28 protein-coding genes and 2 pseudogenes are annotated in these 25,708 nt (G+C 68.6%); 19 read left to right on the top strand and 11 right to left on the bottom strand.

Translation table 11 applies throughout. From position 1 onward, the window contains the following. The first annotated feature begins 26 nt into the window (after positions 1-26). Positions 27-1,853 carry a glycoside hydrolase family 15 protein gene (locus QC180_RS08740; RefSeq protein ID WP_278262126.1) on the top strand — a complete coding sequence of 609 codons (1,827 nt, stop codon included), beginning with the start codon at positions 27-29 and terminating at the stop codon, positions 1,851-1,853. A gap of 12 nt (positions 1,854-1,865) precedes the next feature. On the opposite strand, the gene QC180_RS08735 is transcribed toward QC180_RS08740, so the two are convergent. After that, on the bottom strand, positions 1,866-2,600 hold the full coding sequence (locus QC180_RS08735) for a TetR/AcrR family transcriptional regulator (RefSeq protein WP_474646408.1): 735 nt from the start codon (positions 2,598-2,600) through the stop codon (positions 1,866-1,868). A gap of 189 nt (positions 2,601-2,789) precedes the next feature. On the opposite strand from QC180_RS08735, the gene QC180_RS08730 reads away from it, so the two are divergent. Both QC180_RS08730 and QC180_RS08725 read left to right on the top strand, forming a co-directional pair. Next, entirely contained in the window at positions 2,790-3,302 is a 513-nt protein-coding gene (locus tag QC180_RS08730) for a TetR/AcrR family transcriptional regulator C-terminal domain-containing protein (RefSeq protein WP_278262124.1), read from the top strand. 58 nt (positions 3,303-3,360) lie between these two features. Continuing rightward, entirely contained in the window at positions 3,361-4,056 is a 696-nt protein-coding gene (locus QC180_RS08725) for a PAS and ANTAR domain-containing protein (RefSeq protein ID WP_278262123.1), read from the top strand. Between the two features lie 53 nt (positions 4,057-4,109). Here QC180_RS08725 and QC180_RS08720 read toward each other — a convergent pair whose 3' ends face one another. Further along, positions 4,110-4,949 carry an LLM class F420-dependent oxidoreductase gene (locus QC180_RS08720; protein WP_278262563.1) on the bottom strand — a complete coding sequence of 280 codons (840 nt, stop codon included), beginning with the start codon at positions 4,947-4,949 and terminating at the stop codon, positions 4,110-4,112. A 65-nt stretch (positions 4,950-5,014) separates the two neighbouring features. On the opposite strand from QC180_RS08720, the gene QC180_RS08715 reads away from it, so the two are divergent. The 3 genes from QC180_RS08715 (at position 5,015) to QC180_RS08705 (ending at position 6,790) form a co-directional block, all read left to right on the top strand. Further along, the gene (locus QC180_RS08715) at positions 5,015-5,347 is read left to right on the top strand and encodes a hypothetical protein (protein WP_278262122.1); all 333 of its coding nucleotides are present in this window, start codon (positions 5,015-5,017) and stop codon (positions 5,345-5,347) included. 75 nt (positions 5,348-5,422) lie between these two features. Continuing rightward, on the top strand, positions 5,423-6,079 hold the full coding sequence (locus tag QC180_RS08710; protein WP_278262121.1) for a nitroreductase family protein: 657 nt from the start codon (positions 5,423-5,425) through the stop codon (positions 6,077-6,079). A gap of 414 nt (positions 6,080-6,493) precedes the next feature. Next, positions 6,494-6,790 (top strand): hypothetical protein, encoded by a 297-nt coding sequence (locus tag QC180_RS08705; RefSeq protein WP_278262120.1) that lies wholly within the window; start codon positions 6,494-6,496, stop codon positions 6,788-6,790. 68 nt (positions 6,791-6,858) lie between these two features. Here QC180_RS08705 and QC180_RS08700 read toward each other — a convergent pair whose 3' ends face one another. The 4 genes from QC180_RS08700 to QC180_RS08685 are packed head-to-tail and all read right to left on the bottom strand — an operon-like array spanning position 6,859 to position 9,976. Further along, positions 6,859-7,257 carry a hypothetical protein gene (locus QC180_RS08700; RefSeq protein WP_278262119.1) on the bottom strand — a complete coding sequence of 133 codons (399 nt, stop codon included), beginning with the start codon at positions 7,255-7,257 and terminating at the stop codon, positions 6,859-6,861. Next, complete coding sequence (locus QC180_RS08695; RefSeq protein WP_278262118.1) at positions 7,254-7,943, bottom strand: enoyl-CoA hydratase-related protein; 690 nt, start codon at positions 7,941-7,943, stop codon at positions 7,254-7,256. Before QC180_RS08695 ends, QC180_RS08700 begins: the two co-directional genes overlap by 4 nt. 22 nt (positions 7,944-7,965) lie before the next feature. Continuing rightward, a complete protein-coding gene (locus QC180_RS08690; RefSeq protein WP_278262117.1) occupies positions 7,966-8,133 on the bottom strand; it encodes a hypothetical protein in 168 nt (55 codons plus the stop codon). A 19-nt stretch (positions 8,134-8,152) separates the two neighbouring features. Further along, positions 8,153-9,976 (bottom strand): N-acyl-D-amino-acid deacylase family protein, encoded by a 1,824-nt coding sequence (locus tag QC180_RS08685; RefSeq protein ID WP_278262116.1) that lies wholly within the window; start codon positions 9,974-9,976, stop codon positions 8,153-8,155. A 191-nt stretch (positions 9,977-10,167) separates the two neighbouring features. Here QC180_RS08685 and QC180_RS08680 point away from each other — a divergent pair, with 191 nt between their 5' ends. The 5 genes from QC180_RS08680 (at position 10,168) to QC180_RS08660 (ending at position 14,687) form a co-directional block, all read left to right on the top strand. Beyond that, positions 10,168-11,082: an alpha/beta fold hydrolase gene (locus QC180_RS08680; protein WP_278262115.1), complete on the top strand. Its 915-nt coding sequence runs from the start codon at positions 10,168-10,170 to the stop codon at positions 11,080-11,082. A gap of 1 nt (position 11,083) precedes the next feature. Continuing rightward, positions 11,084-11,983 carry a metal-dependent hydrolase gene (locus QC180_RS08675; protein WP_278262114.1) on the top strand — a complete coding sequence of 300 codons (900 nt, stop codon included), beginning with the start codon at positions 11,084-11,086 and terminating at the stop codon, positions 11,981-11,983. Continuing rightward, positions 11,980-13,089: a PDR/VanB family oxidoreductase gene (locus QC180_RS08670; protein ID WP_278262113.1), complete on the top strand. Its 1,110-nt coding sequence runs from the start codon at positions 11,980-11,982 to the stop codon at positions 13,087-13,089. Before QC180_RS08675 ends, QC180_RS08670 begins: the two co-directional genes overlap by 4 nt. A gap of 7 nt (positions 13,090-13,096) precedes the next feature. After that, a complete protein-coding gene (locus tag QC180_RS08665) occupies positions 13,097-13,696 on the top strand; it encodes a TetR/AcrR family transcriptional regulator (protein ID WP_278262112.1) in 600 nt (199 codons plus the stop codon). A 262-nt stretch (positions 13,697-13,958) separates the two neighbouring features. Next, complete coding sequence (locus QC180_RS08660) at positions 13,959-14,687, top strand: histidine phosphatase family protein (RefSeq protein ID WP_278262111.1); 729 nt, start codon at positions 13,959-13,961, stop codon at positions 14,685-14,687. A gap of 81 nt (positions 14,688-14,768) precedes the next feature. Here QC180_RS08660 and QC180_RS08655 read toward each other — a convergent pair whose 3' ends face one another. Next, positions 14,769-15,155: a winged helix-turn-helix transcriptional regulator gene (locus tag QC180_RS08655; RefSeq protein WP_278262110.1), complete on the bottom strand. Its 387-nt coding sequence runs from the start codon at positions 15,153-15,155 to the stop codon at positions 14,769-14,771. Positions 15,156-15,257: 102 nt separating this feature from the next. Between QC180_RS08655 and QC180_RS08650 the strand changes: the two are divergent. Further along, a pseudogene (locus QC180_RS08650) lies at positions 15,258-15,524 on the top strand (NAD(P)-binding domain-containing protein); the annotation flags it as partial. A gap of 120 nt (positions 15,525-15,644) precedes the next feature. Then, positions 15,645-16,091 (top strand): annotated as a pseudogene (locus tag QC180_RS08645) (hypothetical protein); the annotation flags it as partial. A 219-nt stretch (positions 16,092-16,310) separates the two neighbouring features. Here QC180_RS08645 and QC180_RS08640 read toward each other — a convergent pair. Beyond that, the gene (locus QC180_RS08640) at positions 16,311-16,877 is read right to left on the bottom strand and encodes a hypothetical protein (protein ID WP_278262109.1); all 567 of its coding nucleotides are present in this window, start codon (positions 16,875-16,877) and stop codon (positions 16,311-16,313) included. Positions 16,878-17,218: 341 nt separating this feature from the next. Continuing rightward, positions 17,219-19,396, bottom strand: coding sequence for a malate synthase G (locus QC180_RS08635; RefSeq protein WP_278262108.1), 2,178 nt, complete (start codon positions 19,394-19,396; stop codon positions 17,219-17,221). 244 nt (positions 19,397-19,640) lie between these two features. On the opposite strand from QC180_RS08635, the gene QC180_RS08630 reads away from it, so the two are divergent. The 6 genes from QC180_RS08630 (at position 19,641) to QC180_RS08605 (ending at position 24,487) form a co-directional block, all read left to right on the top strand. Then, positions 19,641-20,300, top strand: a complete 660-nt coding sequence (locus tag QC180_RS08630; protein ID WP_278262107.1) for a TetR/AcrR family transcriptional regulator — start codon at positions 19,641-19,643, stop codon at positions 20,298-20,300. 2 nt (positions 20,301-20,302) lie between these two features. Next, on the top strand, positions 20,303-21,592 hold the full coding sequence (locus tag QC180_RS08625) for an acyl-CoA dehydrogenase family protein (protein ID WP_278262106.1): 1,290 nt from the start codon (positions 20,303-20,305) through the stop codon (positions 21,590-21,592). A gap of 131 nt (positions 21,593-21,723) precedes the next feature. Then, positions 21,724-21,852 (top strand): hypothetical protein, encoded by a 129-nt coding sequence (locus tag QC180_RS08620; protein WP_278262105.1) that lies wholly within the window; start codon positions 21,724-21,726, stop codon positions 21,850-21,852. Between the two features lie 59 nt (positions 21,853-21,911). Further along, the gene (locus QC180_RS08615; RefSeq protein ID WP_278262104.1) at positions 21,912-22,454 is read left to right on the top strand and encodes an HNH endonuclease; all 543 of its coding nucleotides are present in this window, start codon (positions 21,912-21,914) and stop codon (positions 22,452-22,454) included. Beyond that, positions 22,451-22,705, top strand: coding sequence for a WhiB family transcriptional regulator (locus QC180_RS08610; protein WP_278262103.1), 255 nt, complete (start codon positions 22,451-22,453; stop codon positions 22,703-22,705). Before QC180_RS08615 ends, QC180_RS08610 begins: the two co-directional genes overlap by 4 nt. Positions 22,706-22,819: 114 nt before the next feature. Continuing rightward, on the top strand, positions 22,820-24,487 hold the full coding sequence (locus tag QC180_RS08605; protein WP_278262102.1) for a substrate-binding domain-containing protein: 1,668 nt from the start codon (positions 22,820-22,822) through the stop codon (positions 24,485-24,487). A 7-nt stretch (positions 24,488-24,494) separates the two neighbouring features. Here the strand turns inward: QC180_RS08605 and QC180_RS08600 are convergent, their stop codons facing one another. After that, the gene (locus QC180_RS08600; protein ID WP_278262101.1) at positions 24,495-25,337 is read right to left on the bottom strand and encodes a Vgb family protein; all 843 of its coding nucleotides are present in this window, start codon (positions 25,335-25,337) and stop codon (positions 24,495-24,497) included. Further along, positions 25,330-25,692 (bottom strand): ATP-binding cassette domain-containing protein, encoded by a 363-nt coding sequence (locus tag QC180_RS08595; RefSeq protein ID WP_347567310.1) that lies wholly within the window; start codon positions 25,690-25,692, stop codon positions 25,330-25,332. The genes QC180_RS08600 and QC180_RS08595 overlap by 8 nt, the downstream gene beginning before the upstream one ends. Between the last annotated feature and the right edge of the window lie 16 nt (positions 25,693-25,708).

Raw genomic sequence — 25,708 nt, 5'->3', positions numbered from 1 at the left:
GCGGGGTGCGCGTGTTCGCTGGAGGTGTGAACGAGTACCCACCGATCGACGAGCACGGCATCGTCGGAGATCTGCAGACCGCCGCCCTGGTGTCGTCGGACGCGACGATCGACTGGTGGTGCGCGCCCCGCTTCGACGCGCCCAGCGTGTTCGCCTCGCTGCTCGACAGCGAGAAGGGCGGATACTGCGCCGTCGCGATCGACACCTCGCACACCGTCACGGTCCGTCAGCTCTATCTCCCCGACACCGCCATCCTGCTCACCCGCTTCAGCGGCCCCGACGGGGTCGGCGAGGTCGCCGACTTCATGGAACCGCTGGTCGGCGACGCACCGGCCGACCGTCACCGGCTCGTGCGCGTCATCCGGGTGGTGCGCGGCACGCTCACCTTCACCCTGAGTTGCCGACCCCGCTTCGACTACGGTCGCGCCACCCACACCCTCGGACTCGTCGACGACCACGCCGCCGTCTTCGACTCCCCCGTGGCCGCCCTGCACCTCGAGACCTCCGCCCAGATCACCGTGCGCGCCGACGGCACCGACACCGTCTCGGACTTCACCCTCACCGCCGGTGAGGTCGCCGGTGTCGTGCTCACCACCGCTCCGCCTGGCGCCGAGCTGTCCGAACGGTCGACCTACGACAGCGTGCGCGCCGCGTTCGACCGGTGCAGACGCTACTGGCAGACCTGGCTGCGCACCTCGACCTACCGGGGTCGCTGGCGCGACATGGTCAACCGCTCGGCGATCACCCTCAAACTGCTCACCTACGCCCCGACCGGCGCCCCCATCGCCGCCGCCACCATGGGCCTGCCCGAGCAGATCGGCGGCGAACGCAACTGGGACTACCGCTACACCTGGATCCGCGACGCCTCCCTGTCGGTGCGGGCGCTGCGGGATCTCGGCTTCACCGAGGAGGCGCATGCCTTCCGCCGGTGGTTGCGCGACCGCGTCGGGGCGGGCGGCACCGCCTCCGGTGAACCGCTGCAGATCATGTACCGGGTCGACGGCGACCCGAAGCTCACCGAGGAAACTCTCGACCACCTGTCCGGCTATCGCGACTCCGCGCCGGTCCGGCTCGGCAACGGCGCCGCGGACCAGATCCAGCTCGACATCTACGGCGAGGCCGCCGACGCGCTCGCCCAGGCCACCGGCATCGCGGGCATCACCGGATGGAAGATGTTCGCCGGACTCGTCGACTGGCTCGCCGACAACTGGGACCGCCCCGACGAGGGCATCTGGGAGACCAGAGGCGGCCGACAGAACTTCACCTTCAGCCGCCTGATGACCTGGGTGGCCTTCGATCGCGCCATCCGACTCGCGACCGACGAGGGCCGACCCGCCGACCTCATTCGCTGGCGCACCGAACGCGACGCCGTCTTCGAGCAGATCGTCGAACGCGGCTACGACACCGAACGCCAGGCCTTCGTGCAGCACTTCGACACCCACGTCCTGGACGCGTCCCTGCTGCTCATGCCACGCATGGGCTTCCTGGCGGCATCGGACCCCATGTGGACGAGCACGATGGACGCGATGGAACGCGAACTCGTCAGCGACAGCCTGGTCTATCGGTACGACCCGGAGGCGTCACCGGACGGCTTGCGCGGCACCGAAGGCACGTTCAACATGTGCAGCTTCCTCTACGTCGAAGCCCTCGCGCGCGCGGGCCGCGTACAGCAGGCGCGCTACGCCTTCGAGAAGATGCTCACCTACGCCAACCACGTCGGCCTGTTCGCCGAGGAGATCGGCCCCTCCGGCGAACAACTCGGCAACTTCCCCCAGGCCTTCACCCACCTGGCCCTCATCGCCGCCGCCCAAGCCCTCGACGAGGAACTCGACCGCGCCGAATCGACCCCATGACCCGAACCTCGGTCATTCGACCGGAAGGGTGCGCTCCAGGCGATCGAGCAGCGATTCCAGTGACTCGTCGAATTCCAGGGCGCTGTGGTCCTCGGCGAGTTTCGATTCCAGGCGGGACAGGTTCGGAAAGCCCGACAGCTGGTCGGCGACCGAGCGATCCGGCTCCGCCGGTAGGCCCGGCGCGCGTCCGGCGACCTCGAGCAGCAACTGGCCGAGCAGGAACGTCGTGTAGGAGCGGTAGGCCGAGACCGCGGCGTCGTCGTCGAAGCCGTAGGACAGCAGCGTGTCCAGGAAGGTCTCCATCCAGCGCAGGCTGCGCAGCGGCGGGCGCACCCATGGGGCCTCCGGCGCCCTGGTCGCCACGAGCGGGAACAGCTCCGGATGGTCCAGCGCGATCTGTCGCACGCCGTGCGCGAGTCGCACCAGGAAATCCTGCCAGCCGTCCTCCTTGCGACGCGCCGCGAGCTGGTGCTCGTGCAGATCGTCGACCAGCAGCGCCACGATGCCGCTGAGCAGATCCTCGCGGCTGTGCACATAGCGGTAGAGCGCCATCGCCTCGACCCCGCAGGCCGAGCCGAGCCGCCGCATGGTCAGCTTGCGCAGACCTTCCTGATCGACGAGGTCGATGGCGACCTCGAGGATCCGGCGGCGACTCAAGGCCGCTCGCTCGTTGTCGCCCGACTCGGCACCGCGAGGGTCCGGCGACGTCGCCGCACCCTCTACGCGATCGTCGTGATGTTCGTCCACCGAAACATCCCCTCACTACACGCGTCGAAGCAGGACCAACGGTCAGACTATTTCACCGCCCACCCAGTCCCTAAACACCCGAAGGGCGCGGGTCGGCCATCGAGGCTGGCCACCGCGTCGATTCCTCGGAGAAACAGCGGCTGAGCTGTGGAGTTTACAAGGTAAACGGCGGCCGCTAGATTGTGACGAATGTGCGGTGAGGGTTCCGTCGGCGAACGTGACACCGAAGCCGACGACGCGATCGGCGAGTGCCTGCTGGCGGCGGCGTCGTCGGCGAGCTGGCAGGATTTCCTGGTGCGACTCGCCCACGGGGTCCGGCGAATCGTCCTGCGCGAGGCGGACCTGTTCGCCCCCGCGGCCTCGCTCACCCCGGGGGCTCCCTGGGCTCGGCCACCGCTGGGTCACCTGCGGTGGGTGGAGGCATTCCTCGACGCGATGCTGTCCTACGGCTTCGACGACGACGAGGCGGTCGCGACCTACCGCTCCTTCACGACCTTCCTGCTCGGGCAGTTGCTGCTGGAGGCGGCGGGCCACCTGTCGATCCCCGACGACGAACGTGCGCCGTCCCACCGCGCGCTCGCCGAGTTCCCGAATCTCTCTCGCCTGCAACCGAAGCTGTCACAGGACCACGGCACCGCCGAGTTCGAGGACTGCCTCGAAGCGCTGCTCGACCGAATCGAGCGCATGCGTGCCAACCCCTGAACCGTCGGTTCGACGCGAACGACATCGATGGACCCGACGAACGGAAACAGTGACCGACATGGATCAAGAGCTCCTCGGCGAATCCCCCGTCGAGTCGAGCGTGTCGCCCAGCGGCGCCGCCGAGGTCGAGGCGGTGATCGGCACCGGAACCCAACAGCCCATCGGCAGCTTCCGATTCTGGTTCGGCGAGAAACGCTGGGAATGGTCCGACGAGGTCGCCGCCATGCACGGCTACGCCCCCGGCCAGGTCGAGCCGACCACCGAACTGCTCCTGTCACACCAGCATCCCGACGACCGCGACCGCGTCGCGGGCGCGATCACCACCATGATCGAGAACAGCGAACCGTTCTCGAGCCGTCACCGCATCATCGACACCGCCGGTTTCGAACACGAGGTCATCGCGGTCACCGACCTGATCCACGACGATCACGACGCGGTCATCGGCATCCTCGGCTACTACATCGAGATCACCGACCTGGTCGACGACGGCACCGACCAGGAAGGCGCGGAATCCTACGAGGGCCGCCAGACCATCGAGCAGGCCAAGGGCGCGCTCATGCTCATCTACGGCCTGACCTCGGATCAGGCGTTCCGACTGCTGCGCTGGCGTTCCCAGGAGTCGAACGTGCGCCTGCGCGCCCTGGCCACCCAACTGGTCGCCGAACTACGCCCGATCAGCAAAGAGATCCCCCAGTTCCGCAACCGATTCGACCACCGCCTCCTGACCCTGCACGAACGAGTCCCCGAGCACTGAACCGCCGCCCGACCCGACACCCCTGGGTGCTGGCGGGTCGGGCGACCGTCACCTCACCTGGCGAGGGGAAGCGCTGCCGCCAAGGTGCGCAGGGCGCCGAGGTAGTCCTCGTTCAAGACCTGGATCGCGACATGGCCAGCCCCGGCGTCGAGGTGCTCGGCCAACCCGGCGGCTACCCGGTCGGGTTCGCCGTGGAGCGCGAGGACATCGATGAGCCGATCGCTGCCCGGACTCGTCAGGTCCTCGTCGGTGAAGCCGAGTCGGCGCAGATTGCTGACATAGTTCGCCAATCCCAGATACATCGGGATCATCTTCCGGGCGACAGCTCGCGCACGGTCGGAGTCACCGTCGACGACAACCTTCTGCTCCGCGACCAACAGCGCGTCCGCATCGACGACCCCCCGGGCGATCCGGGTGTGCTCCGGCGGGGCGAGATACGGCAGCGCACCGGCGGTCCGCGCGCAGGCCAGTTCCAGCACCCGCGGACCGAGCGCCGCGAGCGCCCGGCTCTCCGTCGGCACGCCCGCCGCGTCGAGCTCGTCCAGATAACTCACCAGAGCGTCGTACGGCTTGATCGCGCCCGCGCCGTTGGCCTCGCGATGACCGGCGCCGATGCCGAGCAGGAACCGCCCGGGAAAGCGCTGTTCGATCCGGTGGAACGACTCCGCCACCTCCGCGGCGGGCGCCGTCCAGATGTTGACGATGCTGGTTCCGACGGTCAGCGATTCCGTCGCCGCCAGCAGCGATTCGGCCGCCGCCAGATCCGCGGGCGGCGAACCACCCAGCCAAAGCGCCCCGAACCCCAGCTCTTCGATCTCCCGCGCGTCCTCCGGGGTGAACCCCAGGTACCCGCGCCACACACCGTATGTTCCGGCAAGCTTCGTCATGCCGATCGCAACCGTCGACCCGCCCCGTCCTATTCCCCTCGGGATGCCTCCCGGAACACTATGGTTCTTCCATGGGCGTTTCGACCCGCTTCGCCGTCATCGCTACCGCGCTGCTCGGCGCCGCGGGCTGTGGCGGATCGACCACCGACGGCGACAGCGCGGACGCGGGTGGCCTCGGACTGCGGATCGCCCCGTCGGCCGGTGGTAAGGGCTATATCGACGGCACCGTCCTGCCCCGGGCCGGGCGGTACACGGTGCTCGTCGACCCGCACGGCGACACCACCGGCCAGACGCGGATCCGCCTGAGCACCGCCACAGATCAGCGGCTGACCCTGCGCGACCCACTCGACCAACTCGTGGATTCCGGCCGCGGCATCGCGACCCTTCGAATACGCGGTGAGTAGCCTGCGTTGTTCAACGACCGTGCCGCCGACCGCGATCCGCCACATCCCGAAACCGATCATCCCGAGGAGGCAGCTATGGCAGAGGATTTCCCACATCTGGATCTGTCCGTCGATGAGGTACTGACCACCACCCGGTCGGTACGCAAGCGCCTCGACTTGGAGCGACCCGTACCGCTGGAAGTGGTGACCGACGCGCTCGACGTGGCACTCCAGGCCCCGTCGGGCAGCAATATGCAGGCCTGGCATTGGCTCGTGCTGACCGACGCGGAGCCGAAGAAGATCGTCGCGGAGTACTACCGCAGGTCCTACTTCGCCTACGCCGAGGCAGGGGCGGCCGCCCGAGCGGCGAAGCCGCCGAAAGATCCCGAGACCGCGGAGAAGGTCGCCTCCAGCGCCACCTACCTGGCGGAGATCATGGAACAGGTGCCGGTTCTGGTGATCGGAGCCATCCACGTGCCGGGTGGCGAACTCCCGGCGGGGAATCAAGCCGGACTGTGGGGTTCGTTGTTGCCCGCGGCGTGGAGTCTGGCAATGGCGTTGCGGGAGCGCGGGCTCGGCTCGGCGTGGACGACATTGCACCTCGAATACGAGCGTGAGGTCGCGCAAGCGTTGGGCATCCCCGCGAACATTCGACAGGGCGTGTTGCTGCCGGTGGCCTACACGAAGGGCACGGAGTTCAAGCCCGCCAAGCGCGCACCGCTCGACACGGTGCTGCACGTCAACAGCTGGTAGCCACTCCGTGTGCTGGCTCGAGAATTCCCGCGATCGGTGGATTCGCGAGGGTCGGCGGCCGCGCCGCGGGTTGTAGATGCGTGGAGGAGCTCGGTCGCCCGTGCTGCGGAAGCGGTGGCGTATGTTCGGCGGTGAACTGCTCGACCAGGAGGTAGCCGTCCCACGGGCTTGCGGTGTGCCGCAACGAACGGTGGTTGGACAACGCGCTGGCCGTTGGCCCCGAAGAGCTTGTACGCCCACATCTTTCGGCTACGCGCGGCGCAACGCAACCTCTGGTGTTCAGCGCGATCGCCGTCTCACCGCGACACCGACAAGGGTCCACGGGCAGCGCCCCTGATATTCCGGGCTGGCGCGCACCAGAACGGGACGGCAGGGTGAACACGTTTCACCCCATCCGACCATGGAGAAAACCCCATGACAGCCCGATACCCACACCGCCTCGCCGCGAGCACACTCGCCCTCACCGCGGCAGTCCTCACCCTCACAGCAGCACCCGCGGCGGCTCAGGACTACTCGACCGGCTCCGACGCGGCCATTCCACTCTTCAACCAGTTGGTCCAGACCGGCTCCGCACAGACGATCATCGGCGGTAGCAACGAGGCCGCGGAGTCGACCGGCTCTTCGAACGCGGCTGGCCTGCTGTTCTGCGGGCTGCTCTCGCTCAGCAACGGCAACAACCCCACCATCTGCGACACCGGCCCCCTCGGCTGACCGGCGCCGAGTATCTCCAAGGACGACAGTGTGCCCCGCCCCGGACTTCTCCGCGGCGGGGCCGGTCGTCATCGATGTGCTCCGTCGAGGATCGTCAGCGTCAACGCTGTGAGCTGTTCGATGGCTCGCGGTCTCGGTAGTTCCGGCTCGACGAGATAGGCGAGGGCTACCCGCGCCGTAGAACCGGCAGCCAGGCGAGCTTCGACCGGGTCCAGGGTGGGCTCGATCATGCGGATCACCCCGGCCAGTCGAGTGAGGACGTGCTCGTTGGCTTCGCGCAGCGGGAGCGGCGACTGTTCGCGACGATCCGCGAGGACCATCAGGAGGAACGACTCGTCCACGACGTCGAAGAAGCACTCGAACGCGGTTCGCACACTGTCGACCAGTGTCAGCCCGCGTTCCACCGCCGCTTCGATCTCGACCAGCAGGTGGTCGAGGCGGTGGTGGATGTAGTCGGCCGCGATCATGCTCCTGGACCGCCGAAACCCGGCGGGCGAGGTTCGTTCGCTGCGGCCGCGTCGTCGATTCCTGTCCACGGCACGAAGCTCGGTATGTCGGTCGGCACCCGGCCGGGGAAGTCCGGGCGACGGCGTTGCAGGAACGAGGTGATGCCCTCGACCGCGTCGGCACTGGTGGCCAGTCCGCCGATCAGTTTCGAGTCCAGGGCATGGGCGGGGTAGGGACTGTCGAAAGCGCTCAGCCGCAACAACATCTGGCGGGTGACCGCCACCGACACCGGGGCGGTGTGCTCGATGAGGTCCCGCGCGTAGGCCTCGGCGGCGGGCAGGACCTCGTCGGGCTCGACGACGCGATGGACGAGTCCACCGGCCAGTGCCTCCGCCGCGGGAAACACCCGACCGGTCAGCATCCAGTCCATCGCCCGTCCCATGCCGACGACGCGCGGCAGATGCCAGGCCGAGGCGCCTTCGGGGAAGAACCCTCGCCGGGTGAAGACGTAACCGAAGCGGCTGTCGGTGGCGGCGATGCGGTAGTCCGCGGGCAGGATGATCGTCGATCCGGCACCGACGGCGGCACCGCGGATCGCGGCGATGACCGGTTTGGTGCACTCGAAGATCCGGCGCGAGCACTGTCCGGCGGGTTCGAGCCAATCGTCGTCGACATCGCCGCCGGGCGCGCCGCCGGACAGGTCCATGCCGACACAGAAGTCCGACCCTTCACCGGTCAGGATGATCGCGCACCTCCGGATCACGGTCGGCGACGGTGAACGCGTCGCCGAGTTCGGCGGCGATGGTCAGGGTGTATCCGTTGCGCGCCGCGGGGCGGTTCATGCTGATGGTGGCGATGTGGTCGCGCACCGAGTACAGGATCTCTTCGTAGGCCATGACGTCCTCTGGTGTCGAATTACTGGGTGGCCGGGTCGTTCGACGCCGAGGCGGTCAGGCGCTGACCCGCTCGGGGGGTGGCGCCACGGACCTCGCGCCCGGCGGGCAGGAAACGGCCTGGCCCCCACTCGTCTCCGAGTCCGTCGGCGAACTCGCCGTCGCGGTAGACGACGCGGCCGTTGACGATGGTCGCGGTGACCGCGCGGTCGTTGCGGTTGACCATGCGTCGCAGGCCGTCGTATTCGGGGACTTCCTGTTCGGCGAGTTCGTGCACCTCGCCGTCGAGTCCTTCGGGGTCGACGATGACGATGTCGGCACGGTCGCCGACGCGCAGGTGCCCCGCGTCGAGGTTGTACCAGTCCGCGAGTTCGCCGGTGAGCCGATGCACCGCGTGCTCGAGGGTGAGGAACGGCTTGCGCGTGCCCTGCGCCGACTGCACGCGCTCGAGCAATCGCAGGTGGTAGTTGTAGAAGGCCATGTTGCGCAGGTGGGCGCCCGCGTCGCCGAAGCCCATGTGCACGTTCTTGTTGGCGGCCAGCTTGTCGGCGTACTTCGGACGATGGTTGGCGATCGTGGTGCGCCAGCGGATCTTCCGGCCGTGCTCGACGACCAGGTCGAGGAACGCGTCGACCGGATGGATGCCGCGCTCGTCGGCGAGCTGACCGAAGCTCTTGCCGACGTGCGCGGGGTCCGGGCTGTCGACGACGACGGCGTCGTAGAGATTGCGGTGCCAGATCTTCGGGGTGAACTTGTTCTCGTAGTCGCGGCGGAACCAGCGCCGGTACTCCTCGCTGCGCAGCAGCTCGTTGCGCTCGACCTGGTCCTTGATGTCGAGAGCCGCCGCGCCGGAACCGAATTCCTCGAACACGACCAGGTCGATGCCGTCGGCGTACACCGTGAACGGCACCGGCAGATGCTGCCAGCGGAACACCCCGTTGAGCAGGCGGTTGATGATCGGCGCGCCGTACATCATGAAGTACACCAGCGGCGGATACGCCTTGGAGTCGGCGGCCGCGAGCAACGAGACCTTGAGCGCCTTGCGCCGGAACCGGCCACCCGCGGCGAGGAAGAACTTGGGCACGTTCGGCGTGAGTGAGATCTCCGGTGTGCTCTGCAGGATGCGCTCACGCTCGCGCAAGACTTTGTTGAGCGCGCGGAATTCGCGGCGCTTGACGAAGGTGGTCGGCAGCGAGCGGGAGCGGTAGAGGTCACCGTCGAGCTTGTCGATCCAGTTGGTCGTGGCCGACATGCCGAGGAACCCGACGTCGAGCGCCTCGTTCAGCAGCGCGATCATGCGTTCGAGCTCGGCGTCCGACGGCTTGGCCTTGTCGTCGACCGCGCGGTCCATGCCCATGACATGGATCCGCAGATCGGACTGGCCGAGGAAGGTCGCGACATTGGGGCCGAGGTTGAGCTTGTCGATGGCGTGGGCGTACTCGGTCGGCGTGGACCAGGTGCGGTGCTCGTCCAGGGTGCCGATGACGATCTCGCGCGGCACCGCCTCGACCCGGCTGAAGATGTCGGCGCACTCGACATTGGTCGCGAGAATCGTGGTGAGCGAACAGTTTCCGATGACGGTAGTGGTCACGCCGTGGCGCAGCGACTCGGTCAGCGCGGAGGCGGCCAGCATCTCGACGTCGTAGTGGGTGTGGATGTCGATGAAACCAGGCATCACCCACTTGCCGCCCGCGTCGATCACTTCGTCGGCGTCGTCGACCTCCAATGGCCGGGAGCTGACCGCCACGACCTCGCCGTCCCTGATGCCGATATCGGCCGTGCGCGCCGCCGCGCCGGAACCGTCGAACCAGATCCCGTCGCGGATGACTAGATCGTAGCTACCCATACCGCACTCCCTTCATGCGTCCTTGCATGTCACATATCTCAAGCCCCGAGCAGTTGCGCAGTCTGTACATTGCCTCTACCTGCGATCTTCTCGTATCAATATTGACGAGACTTCCAGTAACATGTAAAACCATGCACTAGTGAATGCCCAAATGCAAGGGGCGTTCCAGCCATGGGACCGAAAGGGCACGCATGTCGACGACCACCCCCGCAACGAGGCGGTTCCGGTCGGCCACCGCCGAACTGGAGGCGCTGACCTGGGGCGATCCCGGTGACCCCGCCGCACTGCTCGTGCACGGATTTCCCGACAGCGCCTGGACCTGGGAGATGCTCGGGCCCGCGCTCGCCGCGACCGGCCGTTACGTCGTCGCGCCGTTTACACGGGGTTACGCGCCGAGTTCCCTGGCCATCGACGACGACTACTCGATCGGTTCGCTGGTCAGCGACATCGTCGGTATCCATCGCGAGATCGGCGCCGACGAGCGGGCGATCGTCATCGGCCACGACTGGGGTGGTGCCATCGTGAGCGCGCTCACCGCGGCCCACCCGACCCTGTTCCATCGAAGCGTGCTGATCGCCATCCCTCCGCTGGCCACGATCAAGGCGCTGTTCGCCCCGTCGCGGTTGCCCGCCAACGCCGCACGGCTGGCCCGCCAAGCCCCGCGCAGCTGGTACATGACGCTGGTCTCGCTGCCCTGGGTCTCCGAGGCCATCGGCGCCTGGTTGATCCAGCGACTGTGGCGGTCATGGGCGCCGAACTCGGCGGTGGCGCGATACCGCGAGCTGGGGCTGCTGGCCCTACCGGATCGCGCTCGGCACCGGGCCGCGTTCAGCTACTACCGCGCCGTCTGGAACCCGCTCTACCGCCGCACCCGCGACCATCGCTACGAACAGCTGGCAGCCTTCGCCGCGCCCCGGGTCCCCACCCTCTACCTGCAGGGCGCCGAGGACACCTGCGGACTGGTCGACACCGGCGCCGACGCGCTCGACCACCTCCCGGCGGGCAGCCGCCGCACCATCGTCGCGGGCGCTGGCCACTTCACCCACCTGGAACATCCCGAGATCGTCACTCGGCACATCATCGATTTCGTCGGCAAAGGAGCCTGACATGAAGTTGCGCAAGAGGAACCGGCCGGTCATGGATGCCGTCGACATCGGACCACTGCAGCTCAAGGCGCGCCAGGTGGTCTTCGATCTCACCAACACCCCCCTGCACTGGATTCCCGGTCACGCGGTCGCCTCACACGCGGTCTGCTCCTACCACCTGCTCTTCCCCGAGGTCGAACGGTTCTTCATCGAGGCGTTCAGAGAGGCGCTGCCCGACGTCACCGACCCCCGCCTGCGGGAGGACGTCCTCGGGTTCATCGGCCAGGAGACGATGCACGCCAACGCACACGAGGATTCCCTCGGCGACTACTTCCAGCGCAACGGCATCGATCCCGAACCATTGCTGGCGCAGGCACGGTTCTTCCTGCGGCGGGTGCTCGGCCCGCGCGCGTACCGCAACCCGCGCCGGAGCAGGCAGCACCTGATCAACCGGTTGGCGATCACCGCCGCGCTCGAGAACTTCACCGCCTTCCTCGGCCACTACGTGCTGAACAACACCTGGGACGAGTACCACGCGGACCCGAACATGACCGCCCTGTTCCGCTGGCACGGCGCCGAGGAGATGGAGCACCGCACCGTCGCCCACGAGGTGGCCGAATATTTCGACGACCGCTACCGCCGTCGGTTGCGGACCATGCTCGTCGTGTTCCCGGTGACCGTCTGGATCTCGAGCCGGTTCATCTGGTACCTGGTCGCGAACGACCCGGCCGCGCCCACCTCCCGGCCGCGGGTGCTCTACGAGATCATCCGGGACGGCCGACGGGGCCTGCTGCCGACCCCCGCCATGGTGCTGGGCGCGGTCTACGACTATCTGAAGCCCGGCTACCAGCCCGACGACACCGGGTCGATGGCCCAGGCGCTGTCCTACCTGGCCACCATCGAATCCCGGAGCGCGGCATGAGGGCGACCGACCGCCCGCGCCTGCGCGAGATCCCCGCGCACGCGTACGGACGGTCCCGCCACGACCCGCTGATGTGGGTCCTCGCCCGGGGCATGGACGCGCTGAACTGGATCGACGGGTTCGCCGCGCTCCCCGAAACGGGGCTCGGTCGACCGCAGCACTTCTTCGACGTCGTGGTCACCCAACGCACGCTGGTCGCCCAGGACGAGAACGTCGTCGCGGTGACCTTCGCACTGCCCGACGGCGCGGCACTGCCGCCCTGGCGGCCCGGCGCACACCTCGACGTCGAGCTGCCCTCGGGCGTCGTGCGGCAGTACTCGCTGTGCGGCGACCCGGCGGAACGCCACCGCTACCGCATCGCGGTGCGATTCATCCCGAACGGACGCGGCGGCTCCGCCGAAGTCCATCACGGTCTCGCGGTGGGGTCGCAGCTGCGGATCGGTCTGCCGCGCAATGCTTTCCCGCTTGCCGTCGGCGGCTACCGGCAGTCCACGACAGCGGTCCGCCTGATCGCGGGCGGTATCGGGATCACGCCGATCCTGCCGATGCTCGCGGTCCTCGACCAGGTCGGCATGCCGTGGACGATGCTGTACTGCGGACGCAGCAGGGACTCGATGGCCTTCCTGCCCGAGCTCGCAGTGTACGGGGACAAGGTCACCGTCCACTGCGACGACGAATCCGGCCTGGCCGGGCCCGAGCTGCTGCTCGGGGAGCTGGCCGGTTCACCCGCGGTCTACACCTGCGGGCCGCCGCCGATGGTCGACGCCCTGCGCGCCGCCCTGGTCGGCCGACCCGATGTCGAGTTCCACTACGAGCGCTTCTCCCCCGCCCCGGTGGTCGACGGCGAAGAGTTCGACATCCACCTGGCCAGCACCGGCGAAACCGTGACCGTCGGCGCCGAGCAGACCGCGTTGGACGCCATCCTCGCCGCCCGACCGGATGCCACCTACTCCTGTCAGCAGGGCTTCTGCCGTTCCTGCGCGGTGCGGGTGCTCGACGGCACGCCCGAGCACAGGTCGACCGCCCTGAGCCCCCAGGAACTGGACGCGGGATACTTTCTCCCATGTGTGTCACGTGCCAAGGGATCTCTGACCGTCGAACTGTAGGCCGACGATGACGGCGAGCGCGCGACGCCGACCTCAGAACGAGAACGGCGTCGCGACCCACCAGCGCATCGTCGACGCGGCCCTGGACGTGCTCGCCACCCGCGGCTGGCGCAATGCCAGCGTCGCCGAGGTGGCCGAGCGCGCCGGGGTGACCCGCGGGGCGATCCAGCACCATTTCAAGGACCGCGACGGCCTGTTCACCGCGTCGGTGCAGCACATCATGCAGACCCGGATCCAGGAGATCGAGGACTTCCAGCACACCATCGTCCCCGGGCCCGACAGCACCCGCGAGGTCGTCCACCGGATCGTCGAGCTCCATCAGGGCCCGACGTTCAAGGCCGCGCTGCAACTGTGCATCGCGGCCTCCGACGATCCCGTGCTGGCACCGCGGGTCGCGGCGATGGAGCTCGAGGTCGGCGCGCGCGGCTTCTGGGCGCTGATCGAGTTGCTGGGACTCGACGGCAACAAACCCACGGTGCGCACGACCGTCCAGGCGTTCCTCGACAGCGCCCGCGGCCTCGGCCTGGCGGGCATGCTCAACGACGACTCCCGCCGTCGCGGCAAGGTCGCCGACCGCTGGGCGCAGATGCTCGACGAACTCCGCTAGCCCCCGTTCCGTCCCCGCCGACTGGGCCGACATCGTGATCACGCTCCTGATCCGCCGCGCGGCCCTGACCTCTGTCGGCGGAGGCGGTCAGGTCCTTTCCTGGCAAGGACCGCCGTCCGAACTGACGGTGTTTCGCCTGCGCGCGGTCCCGTGCGCGAAAGATCCCGATGAACGGGAAAGCCCACAGTCGATTCGGGTGAACAGCTGCTTGTGTGAGGCGCGACACCCCGAATTCCGGTTCTGGCGAAAGGCCTTCCCACCCATGCGAATCCGATCTTTTCGATTGCCCGTTACCGTGATGGCGGTCGCGGCCACAACGGCTACCACCGGCGTCGCGTCCGCCGATATCGACTTCGGCAGCTCCGGCGGCAGCTCCGGTGACATGGTCATCACCCTGGTACGCCATGCCGAGTCCCTCGGCAACGCCTCCGGCCTGATCGACACCAAGGTTCCCGGGCCCGACCTGACCGCACGCGGCCGGGCACAGGCGGACAATCTCGCCATCCAACTGGCCGACAAGGACTACGACTGCGCCTTCGCGTCCACCATGGTGCGCACCGCGCAGACCGCGGCACCGACTGTCGCCGAGCAGGGTCTGAACCTCGACATCCAGCCCGGATTCCGGGAGATCGAGGCGGGCGAGTACGAGGGCACACCAGAGGCCGAGGCACCGTCGGGATACCTGCAGGCGCCGATCAAATGGCTCTCCGGCGACCGGAACGCACGGATTCCAGGCTCCATCGACGGCAACGAGTTCGACGACCGCGTCGACCAGGCACTACTCGAGGTACAGCGCCACGGCTGCGCCGACCCGGTGATCTTCTCCCACGGCGGCACCATCATGTTCTGGTCGATGATGAACGCCGACAACGCCGACCCGAGCAAACTCGGCACCGATCCCATGCGCAACGGCGGCCGCGTCGTCCTCGAAGGCAGCCCGCAGAAGGGCTGGACGATTGTCGAGTGGGTCGGCCACCCAGAACTCGACTGATCCCCCATCCGCTCGTCGGTGGTCACCGCCGCGGCCCTCGGCGTCACCGCCCGCCCTGGCCCGCGTGACGCGGCCGCAGTATCAGTCCGGCGGGTCGCCGTGCATCGCGGTGGTCACGGCGGCCCCGTGCCGGTCGACCCAGGCGCCGAGCGCATAGATCGGCTGGAGCAGATCACGGCCCGCTTCGGTGAGTTCGTATTCCACGCGCGGGGGTGCTTCGGCATAGCGGCGTCTGTGTACGAGCGTCATCGCCTCCATCCGCCGCAGCGTCTGCGTCAGCATCTTCTGGCTGATGCCGCCGATCTCGGTCAGAAGGTCACCGTGACGGAGCGGCCCGTTCCGCAGCATGTACACGATCACGGGTAGCCACGAGTTCCCGAACAAGTCGACGCCCATCCTGGCCGGACAGTCGGCCTCGTAGTCACCGTAGGGCGGATATTCGGAGTGTTGGGCCGGTGCGGCGGTCATGGGACCAGCTTGGCACCGACGACAGGCACCCGCGAGTGCCTATCGGAATCCCTAGCGTCTGTTGTGCCGCGATCGTCGGCACACGGAAACTCAGGAGTTGATATGCGAATCGGAATCATCGGCGCGGGTGCGATGGCGGCCGCGCTGGGCGGTGGGTGGGCTTCGGTAGGCCACGAGGTGCGCATCGGTGCGCGATCGAGCGAAGCCGCGAAGACGCTCGCCGCCCGGATCAGCGCAACGCACGTGGACGGTATCGGTGCGGCGATCGAGTGGGCCGATGTCGTGCTGATGGCCGTGCCGGTGGCTGCGCTCGCCGACCTGCTCGGCGCGCACGGCACCGCGTTGGCCGGGAAGATCGTCATCGACTGCACCAACGCGTTTCTGCCCGACGAACCACTGCCCGACGGTACGACCGCCTTCGTGCTCGGCGAGGACGCGGTCGCCGAGCGCATCGCGGCGGGCGCGCCGAAAGCCCACGTGGTGCTCGCCTTCATCGCCGTGGTCGGCGGTCTCTTCGAACTGGCCACCCGCGCCACCGGCGGTGTCACCCGCACCGAACGCGCCCTACTCCCGATCCGCCTGGCCCACAGCCTGACCCCCATCATCGCTGGCTACATCGTCGCCCACTACCTGAGCTTCCTGGTGGAGAAGGGCCAAACCACCCTCATCCTCTGCGCCGACCCCTTCGGCCTCGGCTGGAACCTCGCGGGCCTGGCCGATCTGCAGGTCTCCTACATCCTGTCCGAACAGCCCGGCCTCCTCGCCACCATCAAGGTCCTCGCAGTCCTCACCGGCCACATCCTCGGCGTAGCCGCCGCCCACGACCGCTGCCTCCGCCTCCTCCCCCCATCCCACCGCCTCACCGGCCAACTGGCCCTCATGCTCCTGATGGTCGGCTTCACCTTCCTCGGCCTCTACCTCCTCTTCGACGCCTAGGCGTTGTCCCGTAAGCAGCTATCGAGTGACGGTCGCCCCGAGCCGTTTCCAGGTCATCCCGGCCCGTCGCCTCGACGCGCGGTTCGAGCGATCTTCCCGCCTGACTCCCGGCGACAAAACATGGCTCAGCACTGCTGAACTCGCCACACGATCGAAATCCCGTTCAAGACCCTTGGCGGCGTGGGAGTTCAGGTCGTCGCGGCCACGGTGGCGAGATACTCAGGCCATCATGCTCAGCAGCCCCACCTCTTCGGCCAGTGCGCCGTCCTGGCCGAGCGCGATGAAGTCGGCCTCGACATCGGTGCGGGCCAGCTTGCCCGCCCGCACCGCTCGATAGCGCACATACGACCAGAGGAAGACGTCGAGGTTGTCGAAACGGGTCCCACCCTCGAGCACGTCCTCCTCGTGGAACCACACCGCGACCTGGCCGTTGGTGAGAACGACGTAGAGATTGCCGCCGCCGTCGGCGCCGAGGGAGAACACGTCCTCGTCGGTGAGTTCGGTGGTGTAGTCGCTATCGAGAATGGTGCAGTCGTTACCGGCGAAGTCGAACGCGTAGGACCAGTCGAAGGTGTCGAGGAACTGTGGTAGCCCGCCGGAGCGGACCCGGCGGTCGAAGGCCGCCAGTGCGGCGGCATCGGCAGGGGACAGCTTCTCGAGAAACGAGGCAACCGAACGGGTTTCGGCGGGGATAGCGACCACATCGGCGTCAGGGAACCAGCGGGCGAGGTCGGTGTCGAGGCCGCGATCGGTGTAGCCGACGAGATCGGCGAGGGTGAGCGTCACGCCCCGGATTGTAGAAACAGCGTCCGACATCCGCGCGCCGCATCAGCATCTGCGTCACAGGTCCAGAACGAGAGTATCGCTGTGGCAACCGCCAGGACTCGTACCGGCAAGTCCGCAAGCTCACCCCCCGCTCGCCCGGGGAGCACAGCTGGTCGGCGCCCCACCAGCCGCGCGGCAGGAGGCAGGATCACCGTTCATCGAGCCGCTGTCCATGCCACGACCGGGATCTGTCAGGTGAGCAGTGATAGTCCTGACGACAGCGGCCCCGCCCCAGATTTCCCCGGAGCGGGGCCGCTGATGAAAAGTGCTGCTACCAGCTACTTTTCACGCACCAGGCAGCGTCACTTCTGCGCGGCCTTGTACTCGCGACGGCGGCGGTGCAGGATCGGCTCGGTGTAGCCGTTGGGCTGCTTGGTGCCTTCGAGGACCAGTTCCTTGGCGGCCTGGAAGGCGATGTTGTCGTCGAAGTTCGGGGCCAGGGGGCGGTAGGTCGGGTCGGCCGCGTTCTGGCGGTCGACGACGGGGGCCATGCGCTCGAGGCTGGCGATCACGTCGGCCTCGGTGACGATGCCGTGGCGCAGCCAGTTGGCGACCAGCTGGCTCGAGATGCGCAGGGTGGCACGGTCTTCCATCAGGCCGATGTCGTTGATGTCGGGCACCTTGGAGCAGCCGACACCGTGGTCGATCCAGCGCACGACGTAGCCCAGGATGCCCTGGGAGTTGTTGTCGAGCTCCTGACGCTTCTCCTCGTCGGACCAGTCGGTGGACTGGGCCAGGGGGATCTCGAGGATCTGGTCGACGGTGGCGCGCGGGCCGCCCTTGGCGATCTCGGACTGCCGCTTGAACACGTCCACCTGGTGGTAGTGGGTGGCGTGCAGGGTGGCGGCGGTCGGCGAGGGGACCCAGGCGGTGCTGGCGCCGGACTTCGGGTGGCCGATCTTCTGCTCGAGCAGGCCCGCCATCAGGTCGGGCATGGCCCACATGCCCTTGCCGATCTGCGCCTTGCCCGACAGGCCCTTGGCCAGGCCGGTGTCGACGTTCCAGTCCTCGTAGGACGCGATCCACTGCTGGGTCTTCATCTCGGCCTTGCGCACGACCGGACCCGCCTCCATGGAGGTGTGGATCTCGTCGCCGGTGCGGTCCAGGAAGCCGGTGTTGATGAACACCACCCGGTCCTTGGCGGCTTCGATGGACGCGGCGAGGTTGACCGTGGTGCGGCGCTCCTCGTCCATGATGCCGACCTTGAGGGTGTTGCGGGTCAGGCCGAGGACGTCCTCGATCCGGCCGAACAGCTCGTTGGTGAAGGCGGCCTCGTCGGGGCCGTGCATCTTCGGCTTCACGATGTAGACCGAGCCGGTGCGGGTGTTGGCCAGCTGGGCGGTGCCGTTGAGCGAGTGCACGGCGATCAGCGAGGTGATCAGGCCGTCGAGGATGCCCTCGGGGACCTCGTTGCCCTCGGCGTCGATGATCGCGTCGGAGGTCATCAGGTGGCCCACGTTGCGCACGAACAGCAGCGAACGACCGTGCAGCACCAGTTCGGAACCGTCGAGCGCGGTGAAGACGCGGTCGGGGTTCATGGTGCGGGTGAAGGTCTTGCCGTTCTTGGTGACCTCTTCGGCCAGCGTGCCCTTGTTCAGGCCGAGCCAGTTGCGGTAGCAGACGACCTTGTCCTCGGCGTCGACCGCGGCGACCGAGTCCTCGAAGTCCATGATGGTGGTGAGGGCGGACTCGAGCACGATGTCCTTGACGCCCGCGGTGTCGGTGGAGCCGATCGGCGAGTCGGCGTCGATCTGGATCTCGATGTGCAGGCCGTTGTGCTTGAGCAGCACCGAGGTCGGGGCCTCGGGGTCACCGAGGTAGCCCACCAGCTGGGAGGGATCGGCCAGGCCGATGTCGGTGCCGTCTTCCAGGCCGACCTCGAGCTCGCCGTCGACGATCTTGTAGTACGAGGAACCGATGTGCGAGCCGGTGATCAGGGTGACGGCGTCGTCGAGGAAGTTGCGGCCCCACTCGATGACCTTGTCGCCGCGCACGCGGTTGTAGCCGGTGCCCTTCTCGGCGCCGTTGGCCTCGGAGATGGCGTCGGTGCCGTAGAGCGCGTCGTAGAGCGAACCCCAGCGCGCGTTGGCGGCGTTGATGGCGAAGCGCGCGTTCATCACCGGCACGACGAGCTGCGGGCCCGCGGTGGTGGCGATCTCGGCGTCGACGTTGCCGGTGCCGATCTGGAACGGGGCGGGCTCGGGACGCAGGTAGCCGATCTCGGTCAGGAACTGCTTGTAGGCGCCCTTGTCGTAGTTCGTGCCGGGGCTCTCCTGGTGCCAGGCGTCGAGCTTGCCCTGGATCTCGTCGCGTTCGGCCAGCAGGGCGCGGTTGCGCGGCGCGAGGTCGTTGATGACCTGCTCGGCGCCCGCCCAGAACGCGGCGGAGTCCACGCCGGTACCGGGGAGCGCCTCGTTCACGATGAAATCGTGGAGAACGCTGGCCACCTGGAGCCCGCCGACCTGAATCCGCTCTGTCATCTACTGCCTCACTTTTGAGATAGCCGGGTGGGAAAGTCGATGTCATGTTACCCGTGGGTAGTGCTGACATCTCGTGTGGGTCGAAACGCCCAGCGGGCGATATCCATTCCGCCACGCCGATCCACCGGACGGTGAGGTGGGCGTGGCGGACCACCTCTTGATTGTAGGCCCGGCCGGTTTTAATGTACTGACCGGAACATTACGCGGTGACGGGCGCCACTCGCCCCGTCGGAGCGGAGGCACGGTGACCGTCGCGCACCCGGGCGAGCCGGGCTCCCCGGTCCGCCGTCGCGGCCGTCCACCCACCACCGCGCACGGCGCCGCCGACACCGCTGCGCGCATCCGCGCCGCGGCTCTCGAACTGTTCGCCGAACGCGGTTTCCACGCCACCGGCGTGGCCGAGATCGGCGCCAGGGCCGATGTGCAGCGGGGCGCGCTGTATTACCACATCGGGTCCAAGGAAGAGCTGCTCTGGCAGATCCTCGCCGACCACGCCCGGCGGCTGCTGGCCGACGCCGAACGACTCGTCGCCACCGCCGCCGATCCGGTCCTGATCCTGCGACTGCTCATCCGCGACCACGTGGAGTCGATCATCACCCGCCGCCGCGCGGTCGTGGTGCGCCTGCGCGACGGCGCGGCGCTCACCGGCGAACGCGCGACCGAGCTGCGGCGGCTGCGCGACCGGTTGCGCGACCGCTGGCAGGAGGTGATCGACGCCGGGCACGCCGCGGGGCAGTTGCGCAGCGCCGATCCCGTCGTCACCGACGGCATCCTGGGCATGCTCGACTCGCTCGCGCTCTCCTATCGCGAGCGGGGCGCGCGCTCCCCCGCCGAGATCGCCGACCTGCTCACCGAGACCGTCCTGTCCGGGCTGCTCGCCACGGACGACAACCCGAAAGGCTGACCATGGCGTGGGACTTCGAGACCGATCCGGACTACCAGCGCAAGCTCGACTGGGTCGCGGAGTTCGTCCGCACCGAGGTCGAGCCGCTGGATCTGGTCTACCCCAATCCCTACGACCGGAACGATCCGGAGATCCGCGCGCTCCTGCGGCCGCTGCAGCGGCAGGTCAAGGAACAGGGGCTGTGGGCCTGCCATCTGGGTCCCGAGCTCGGCGGCCCCGGTTACGGCCAGTTGAAGCTGGCGCTGCTCAACGAGGTGTTGGGCACCTCGATGTGGGCGCCGCTCGTGTTCGGTTGCCAGGCACCGGATTCCGGTAATGCCGAGATCCTGGCGCACTTCGGGACCGAGGAGCAGAAGGCGAAGTACCTCCAGCCGCTGCTCGACGGCGAGATCGGGTCCTGCTACGCGATGACCGAACCCACCGGCGGTTCGGACCCCACGGCCTTCCGCGCCACCGCGGTGCGCGACGGTGACGAGTGGGTGATCAACGGCGAGAAGTGGTTCAACTCGGTCGCCGAGTTCGCCACCTTCCACATCGTGATGCTGGTGACCGATCCCGACGCCGAACCGCACCGGCGGCTGTCGATGTTCATCGTCCCGGCCGACACCCCCGGCATCGAACTCGTCCGCAACTTCACCGTGCCCGGTTTCAGCGAACACGAGGGTCATCTGCGGTTCACCGAGGTGCGCGTGCCCGCCGATCACCTGCTCGGCGGCGTGGGCGACGGGTTCGTCGTCGCGCAGACCCGGCTCGGCGGTGGCCGGGTGCATCACGCGATGCGCACGGTGGCGCTGGTCGGCAAGGCGTTCGACATGATGTGCGAACGCGCGGTCTCCCGGCCCGCCCGCAAGGGGATGCTCGGTGGCTTCCAGATGACCCAGGAGCGCATCGCCGACAGCTGGATCCAGATGGAGCAGTTCCGCCTGCTGGTGCTGCGCACCGCCTGGCGCATCGACCGGGCCCAGGACTACCGCGCCGTGCGCAAGGACATCGCCGCCATCAAGGTGGCCATGCCGACGGTCATGAACGACATCGCCCGCCGCGCCCTGCACCTGCACGGAGCCATGGGCGTCAGCACCGACCTGCCCTTCCTCGACATGACGACCTACGCCGAGGTCATGGCCATCGCCGACGGTCCCACCGAGGTGCACAAGATCACCCTGGCCAAGGAGGTCCTGAAGCAGTACGCACCGGCGGACCCGGTGTACCCCAGCGGTTTCCGGCCCGCGTTGCGCGCATCCGCCCGTGACCTCGTCGCCCGCCGTCTGGAGCACGAAGCGGGCAACCTCTGATCGGGGGCGGTCCCGGGCGTCGTCGAAAATAAATCAGCCGACAATCGGCGGCTGTTCTGCCACCATGAATTCCACGCCGGTGATTTCGCACCGACGGTAGCGACGAGAGCATTCGAGAGGAGGAGACGGCCATGGAACATCGTGTGCCACAACGACAGTCGAGCATCGGCTATGACGGCGCCGACAAGGCCCACGGCGAGTCGCGCGACGCGGCGAACGCGGTGACCGGCGTCGCGGGCCGTCTCCGGTTCGCGCACTGACGCGACGTCCACCCTGCTCCGACCTCTCGTTCACTTCTCTGGAAAACATGGTGATTCCCATGACGATCCGTCATGCCGTCGACCCGATGGCGCCCACTTCCGACACCTGGATACGCACCAGGGTGCTCGTGCTCAACGCCAGCTACGAGGCCCTCGACGAGATCACCGCCGACCGGGCCGTGACACTGCTGATCAGCGGCGCCGCGGAGACCGTCATCGAGCGGGCGCCGCGGTTCCCGATCCGGTCCCAGCACCTGGTCATCGCGCTGCCCGAGACCGTCCGACTGCTGCGCTACGTCTACCTGGGCCACGTCGCCCCGGTCGACGACGCCAGCCGCGCCACGCTGGCCGGTGTGCTGCGCCGCGACAAGCACCGCTGCGGCTACTGCGCGAGCTGGGCGCAGACCGTCGACCACATCCGCCCGCGCAGCCGGGGCGGCCCCAACACCTGGGGCAACCTCGTCGCCTGCTGCGCCCCCTGCAATACGTCCAAGGCCGACCGCACCCCCGAAGAGGCGGGGATGCGGCTGCTGTGGGAGCCCAAGGCTCCCGACCCGCTCGCCCGCACCCAGCGCCGGATCTGGAAGGAGTACGCGCCGTGACCACCACCGACCTCGCCCTGACCGACCTGCTGACCCTGTCCGATTCCGGGCAGTGGCACCGCGCCGCCTGCCGGGGTGACCCGAACCACGAGGCGTGGTTCCCCTACCCGTCGCAGGACTTCGACTACGCCCGCCGGATCTGCGCCGGTTGCCCGCTGCTCGCGGGGTGCGGTGAGTACGCGGCCAGCACCGGCCAGTCGGGGGTCTGGGGTGGCCGTGAGTTCGACCGCGGCCGGGTGATCCGCGAGTGACCCGGTGGGGCCGGGTGCCCGTTCGGGCACCCGGCCCCACTGCTGTGACCTGGGCGAACACCGGCGAGGCCGATCGGCTGCGGTGCCGCCGTCACGGGTCCTTAAACTTGCCGCGTGGGTACACATCGCAGCGGGACCAGATCTCGGAGTATCAGCAAAGGTCCGGTTATCGCGGCGTCGGTACTCGTGCTCGTCCTGGTGGCCGTGTTCGCCTGGTTCCAGTTCAGTGACCGCGCCGATTCGACCGATGTCGCGGCGGCCGCCGAGTGCGTCGAGGGGCCCGCGGAACTCGCGGTCACCGTCGATCCGGCCATCGCGGGTCCGGTGCGCGCCGCGGCCGACGCCTACAACGCGACCAAGCCGCGCGTGCGTGATCACTGCGCGCAGGTGAAGGTGTCGGCGCGTCCGTCAGCCGCGCTGGTCGCCGGTCTGGCCGAGACCGGCCAGTGGGACCCGGCGTTGGGCCCGAAGCCGGGACTGTGGATCGCCGATTCGAGCCGGTCCATCGATCTGGTGCGGGTGCCCGGTCTGATCGAGGGCTCGCCCGCGTCCATCGCCACCAGCCCGATCGTGCTCGGCGTACCCGAGGCGCTGCGTCAGGCCTTCGAGCAGCACGGGATCACCTGGGCGGATCTGCCCCGGCTGCAGCAGGGCTCCCTCGACGAGCTCGGCCTGTCGGGCTGGGGCGGGCTGCGGATGGCGCTGCCCTCGGGCGACGCCACCACCGCCGCCGCGGCCTCGATCGGCGCCGCGGTCTCGGGCACCGAACCACTGAGCGAACAGGCCGCGGCCGACGGACAGGTCATCGCCGCGATCTCCGGGCTCGCCGCGGGCGCGCCCACCCCCGCCGACCTGATGACCGCCATGTCCGAGATCAGCACCGACCCCACCGCCGACGCGGTGCACGCCGTGGCGGCAACCCAGCAGCAACTCGGCACGAGCGGGCTCACCGCCTATCGGCCCTCGGGCAGCGCGCCGGTGGCCGACTATCCGGCGGCGCTGCTGTCGGGCCCGTGGGTGGACAAGACCCAGAACCTGATCGCCTCACGATTCATCGACTTCCTGCGCGCCCCCGAGCAGGCGGCCGCGTTGGCCGCCGACGGCTTCGGCCCCGCGATCGGTTCGGCCCCGGCCAACCCGCCCAAGGGCGCGCTGCAGAAGGTCCAGTCCACCCTCGCCAACCCCGTGCTGGGCGTGAACGCCACCGTGCTGCTCGACGTGTCCGCGTCGATGAGCACCGCCGACGGCTCGACCACGCGCCTGGCCAACGCGGGCGCCGCCCTGGCCTCCACCCTGCAGGTGATCCCGCCGGACTTCGGCCTCGGACTCTGGACCTTCGGCAAGAACCTCGACGGCACCAACCCCTATCAGGTGCAGGTCCCGACCGCGCTGCTCAGCGACACCCAGCGCAATGCCTTCGGCACCGCCGTGACATCCACCAAGGCGACCCAGGTCAGTGCCGATCAGGCCTATCCGAGCCTGCTCGCGGCCTACCGCGCCGCCGTGGCCGCCTACTCCCCCGGCCGCACGAATTCGATCCTGCTGATCACCGACGGCCCCGACGACGACTCGACGCTGACCGGCCCGGCGCTGGTCAGCGAGATCACCGCCGCGACCGATTCGGGCAGGCCGGTGCGTATCGACGTCATCGTGATCGGCGGCCAGGGCACCCAGACCCTGCAGACGCTGGCCCAGCAGACCGGTGGAACCTACACCCGGATGGCGACGAGCAACGATCTCGGGTTCGGTACCGCCGTGGTGAAGGCCCTCACCACACCGTGAGGTTCGGCTAGGGCGACACCTCCACCAGCGCACCGGATTCCATGGCGATCCAGAGGCAGCCCGCCGGGTCGACGGTGAGGCCGTGCGGTTCCTCGCCGGGCAGGTCCAGGTGGCTGACGGTGCCGTCGGTCGTGAGCCTGCCGAGGCGGCCGCTCGCCCATTCGGTGAACCACAGGGCCCCGTCCGGTCCGGTGACGATGGCGTGGGGGCGGGCCGCCGGATCGGGTAGCGGGAACTCGGTGACGGTGCCGTCCACCGTGATCCGGCCGATCGCCCCGGCCCCGATCTCGGTGAACCACACCGCGTCGTCGGGTCCGGCGGTGATGCCGACCGGCGCGGCGGCGGGTGTGGGCAGCGGGTACCGGGTCACCGCGAGGTCGGTGTCGACGCGGCCGATCGCGTTGCCCTGGTTCACGGTGAACCACAGCGCACCGTCGGCGCCGGGCGTGATCATCGAGGGCATCCCCTCGACGTCGACCCGCTCGATCTCGCCGTCGGCCGCGATCCGCCCGACGTGGCCGCTCGACAGCTCGGTGAACCACAACCCACCCGGACCCACGCACAGTCCGTAGGGGCCGTCGAGCGCAATGCTGGTGACGGTGCCCCCCGCGGCGATCCGGCCGAGTCGTCCCCCGCGGAATTCGGTGAACCACACGGCGTCGTCGGGTCCGGTCACCACGACGGTGGGCTGGCCGTCGGCCGGGTCGAGGGTGATCGTGTCGACCACGCCGTCCCGATAGCGTCCGATCGCGCCCTGGGTGGCCATGGTGAACCACAGCGCGCCGTCGGGTCCGACGGTCAGGCCGTAGGGCGCGCCGTCGACCTCCACCACTCCTACGATGTCAGGCACAGTCCTGGATTCCCTTCTGTACTCCGCGGAACCGGCGACGCAGCGCGCGGTCGTGCGAGACGACCACCACCGCGCCCCGGTACTCGTGCAGGGCCTGTTCCACCTCGTCGACCAGGGTGAGCGAGAGGTGATTGGTCGGTTCGTCGAGCAGCAGCAGGTCGTGCGCACCGGCGAGGACGCGGGCCAGGGCCAGCCTGCGCCGCTGCCCTTCCGACAAGGTACCCACCGGCCGGTCGAACAGTTCCGGATCGAACAGTCCGGTCGCCAGCATCGCGGCCCGACCGTGGCCGTAGGTCTGGACGACGATCCCGATCCGTTCCCCCGGCCGGACGGTGGCGGACACGGTGTCGAGCACGGGCCGACCCGCAGAG

The organism is Nocardia anocheti (assembly GCF_029675105.1).
Taxonomy (GTDB): Bacteria; Actinomycetota; Actinomycetes; order Mycobacteriales; family Mycobacteriaceae; genus Nocardia.
Note: the sequence above shows the minus strand (reverse complement) of the source record. Positions and strands in the feature narration are given on the sequence as shown.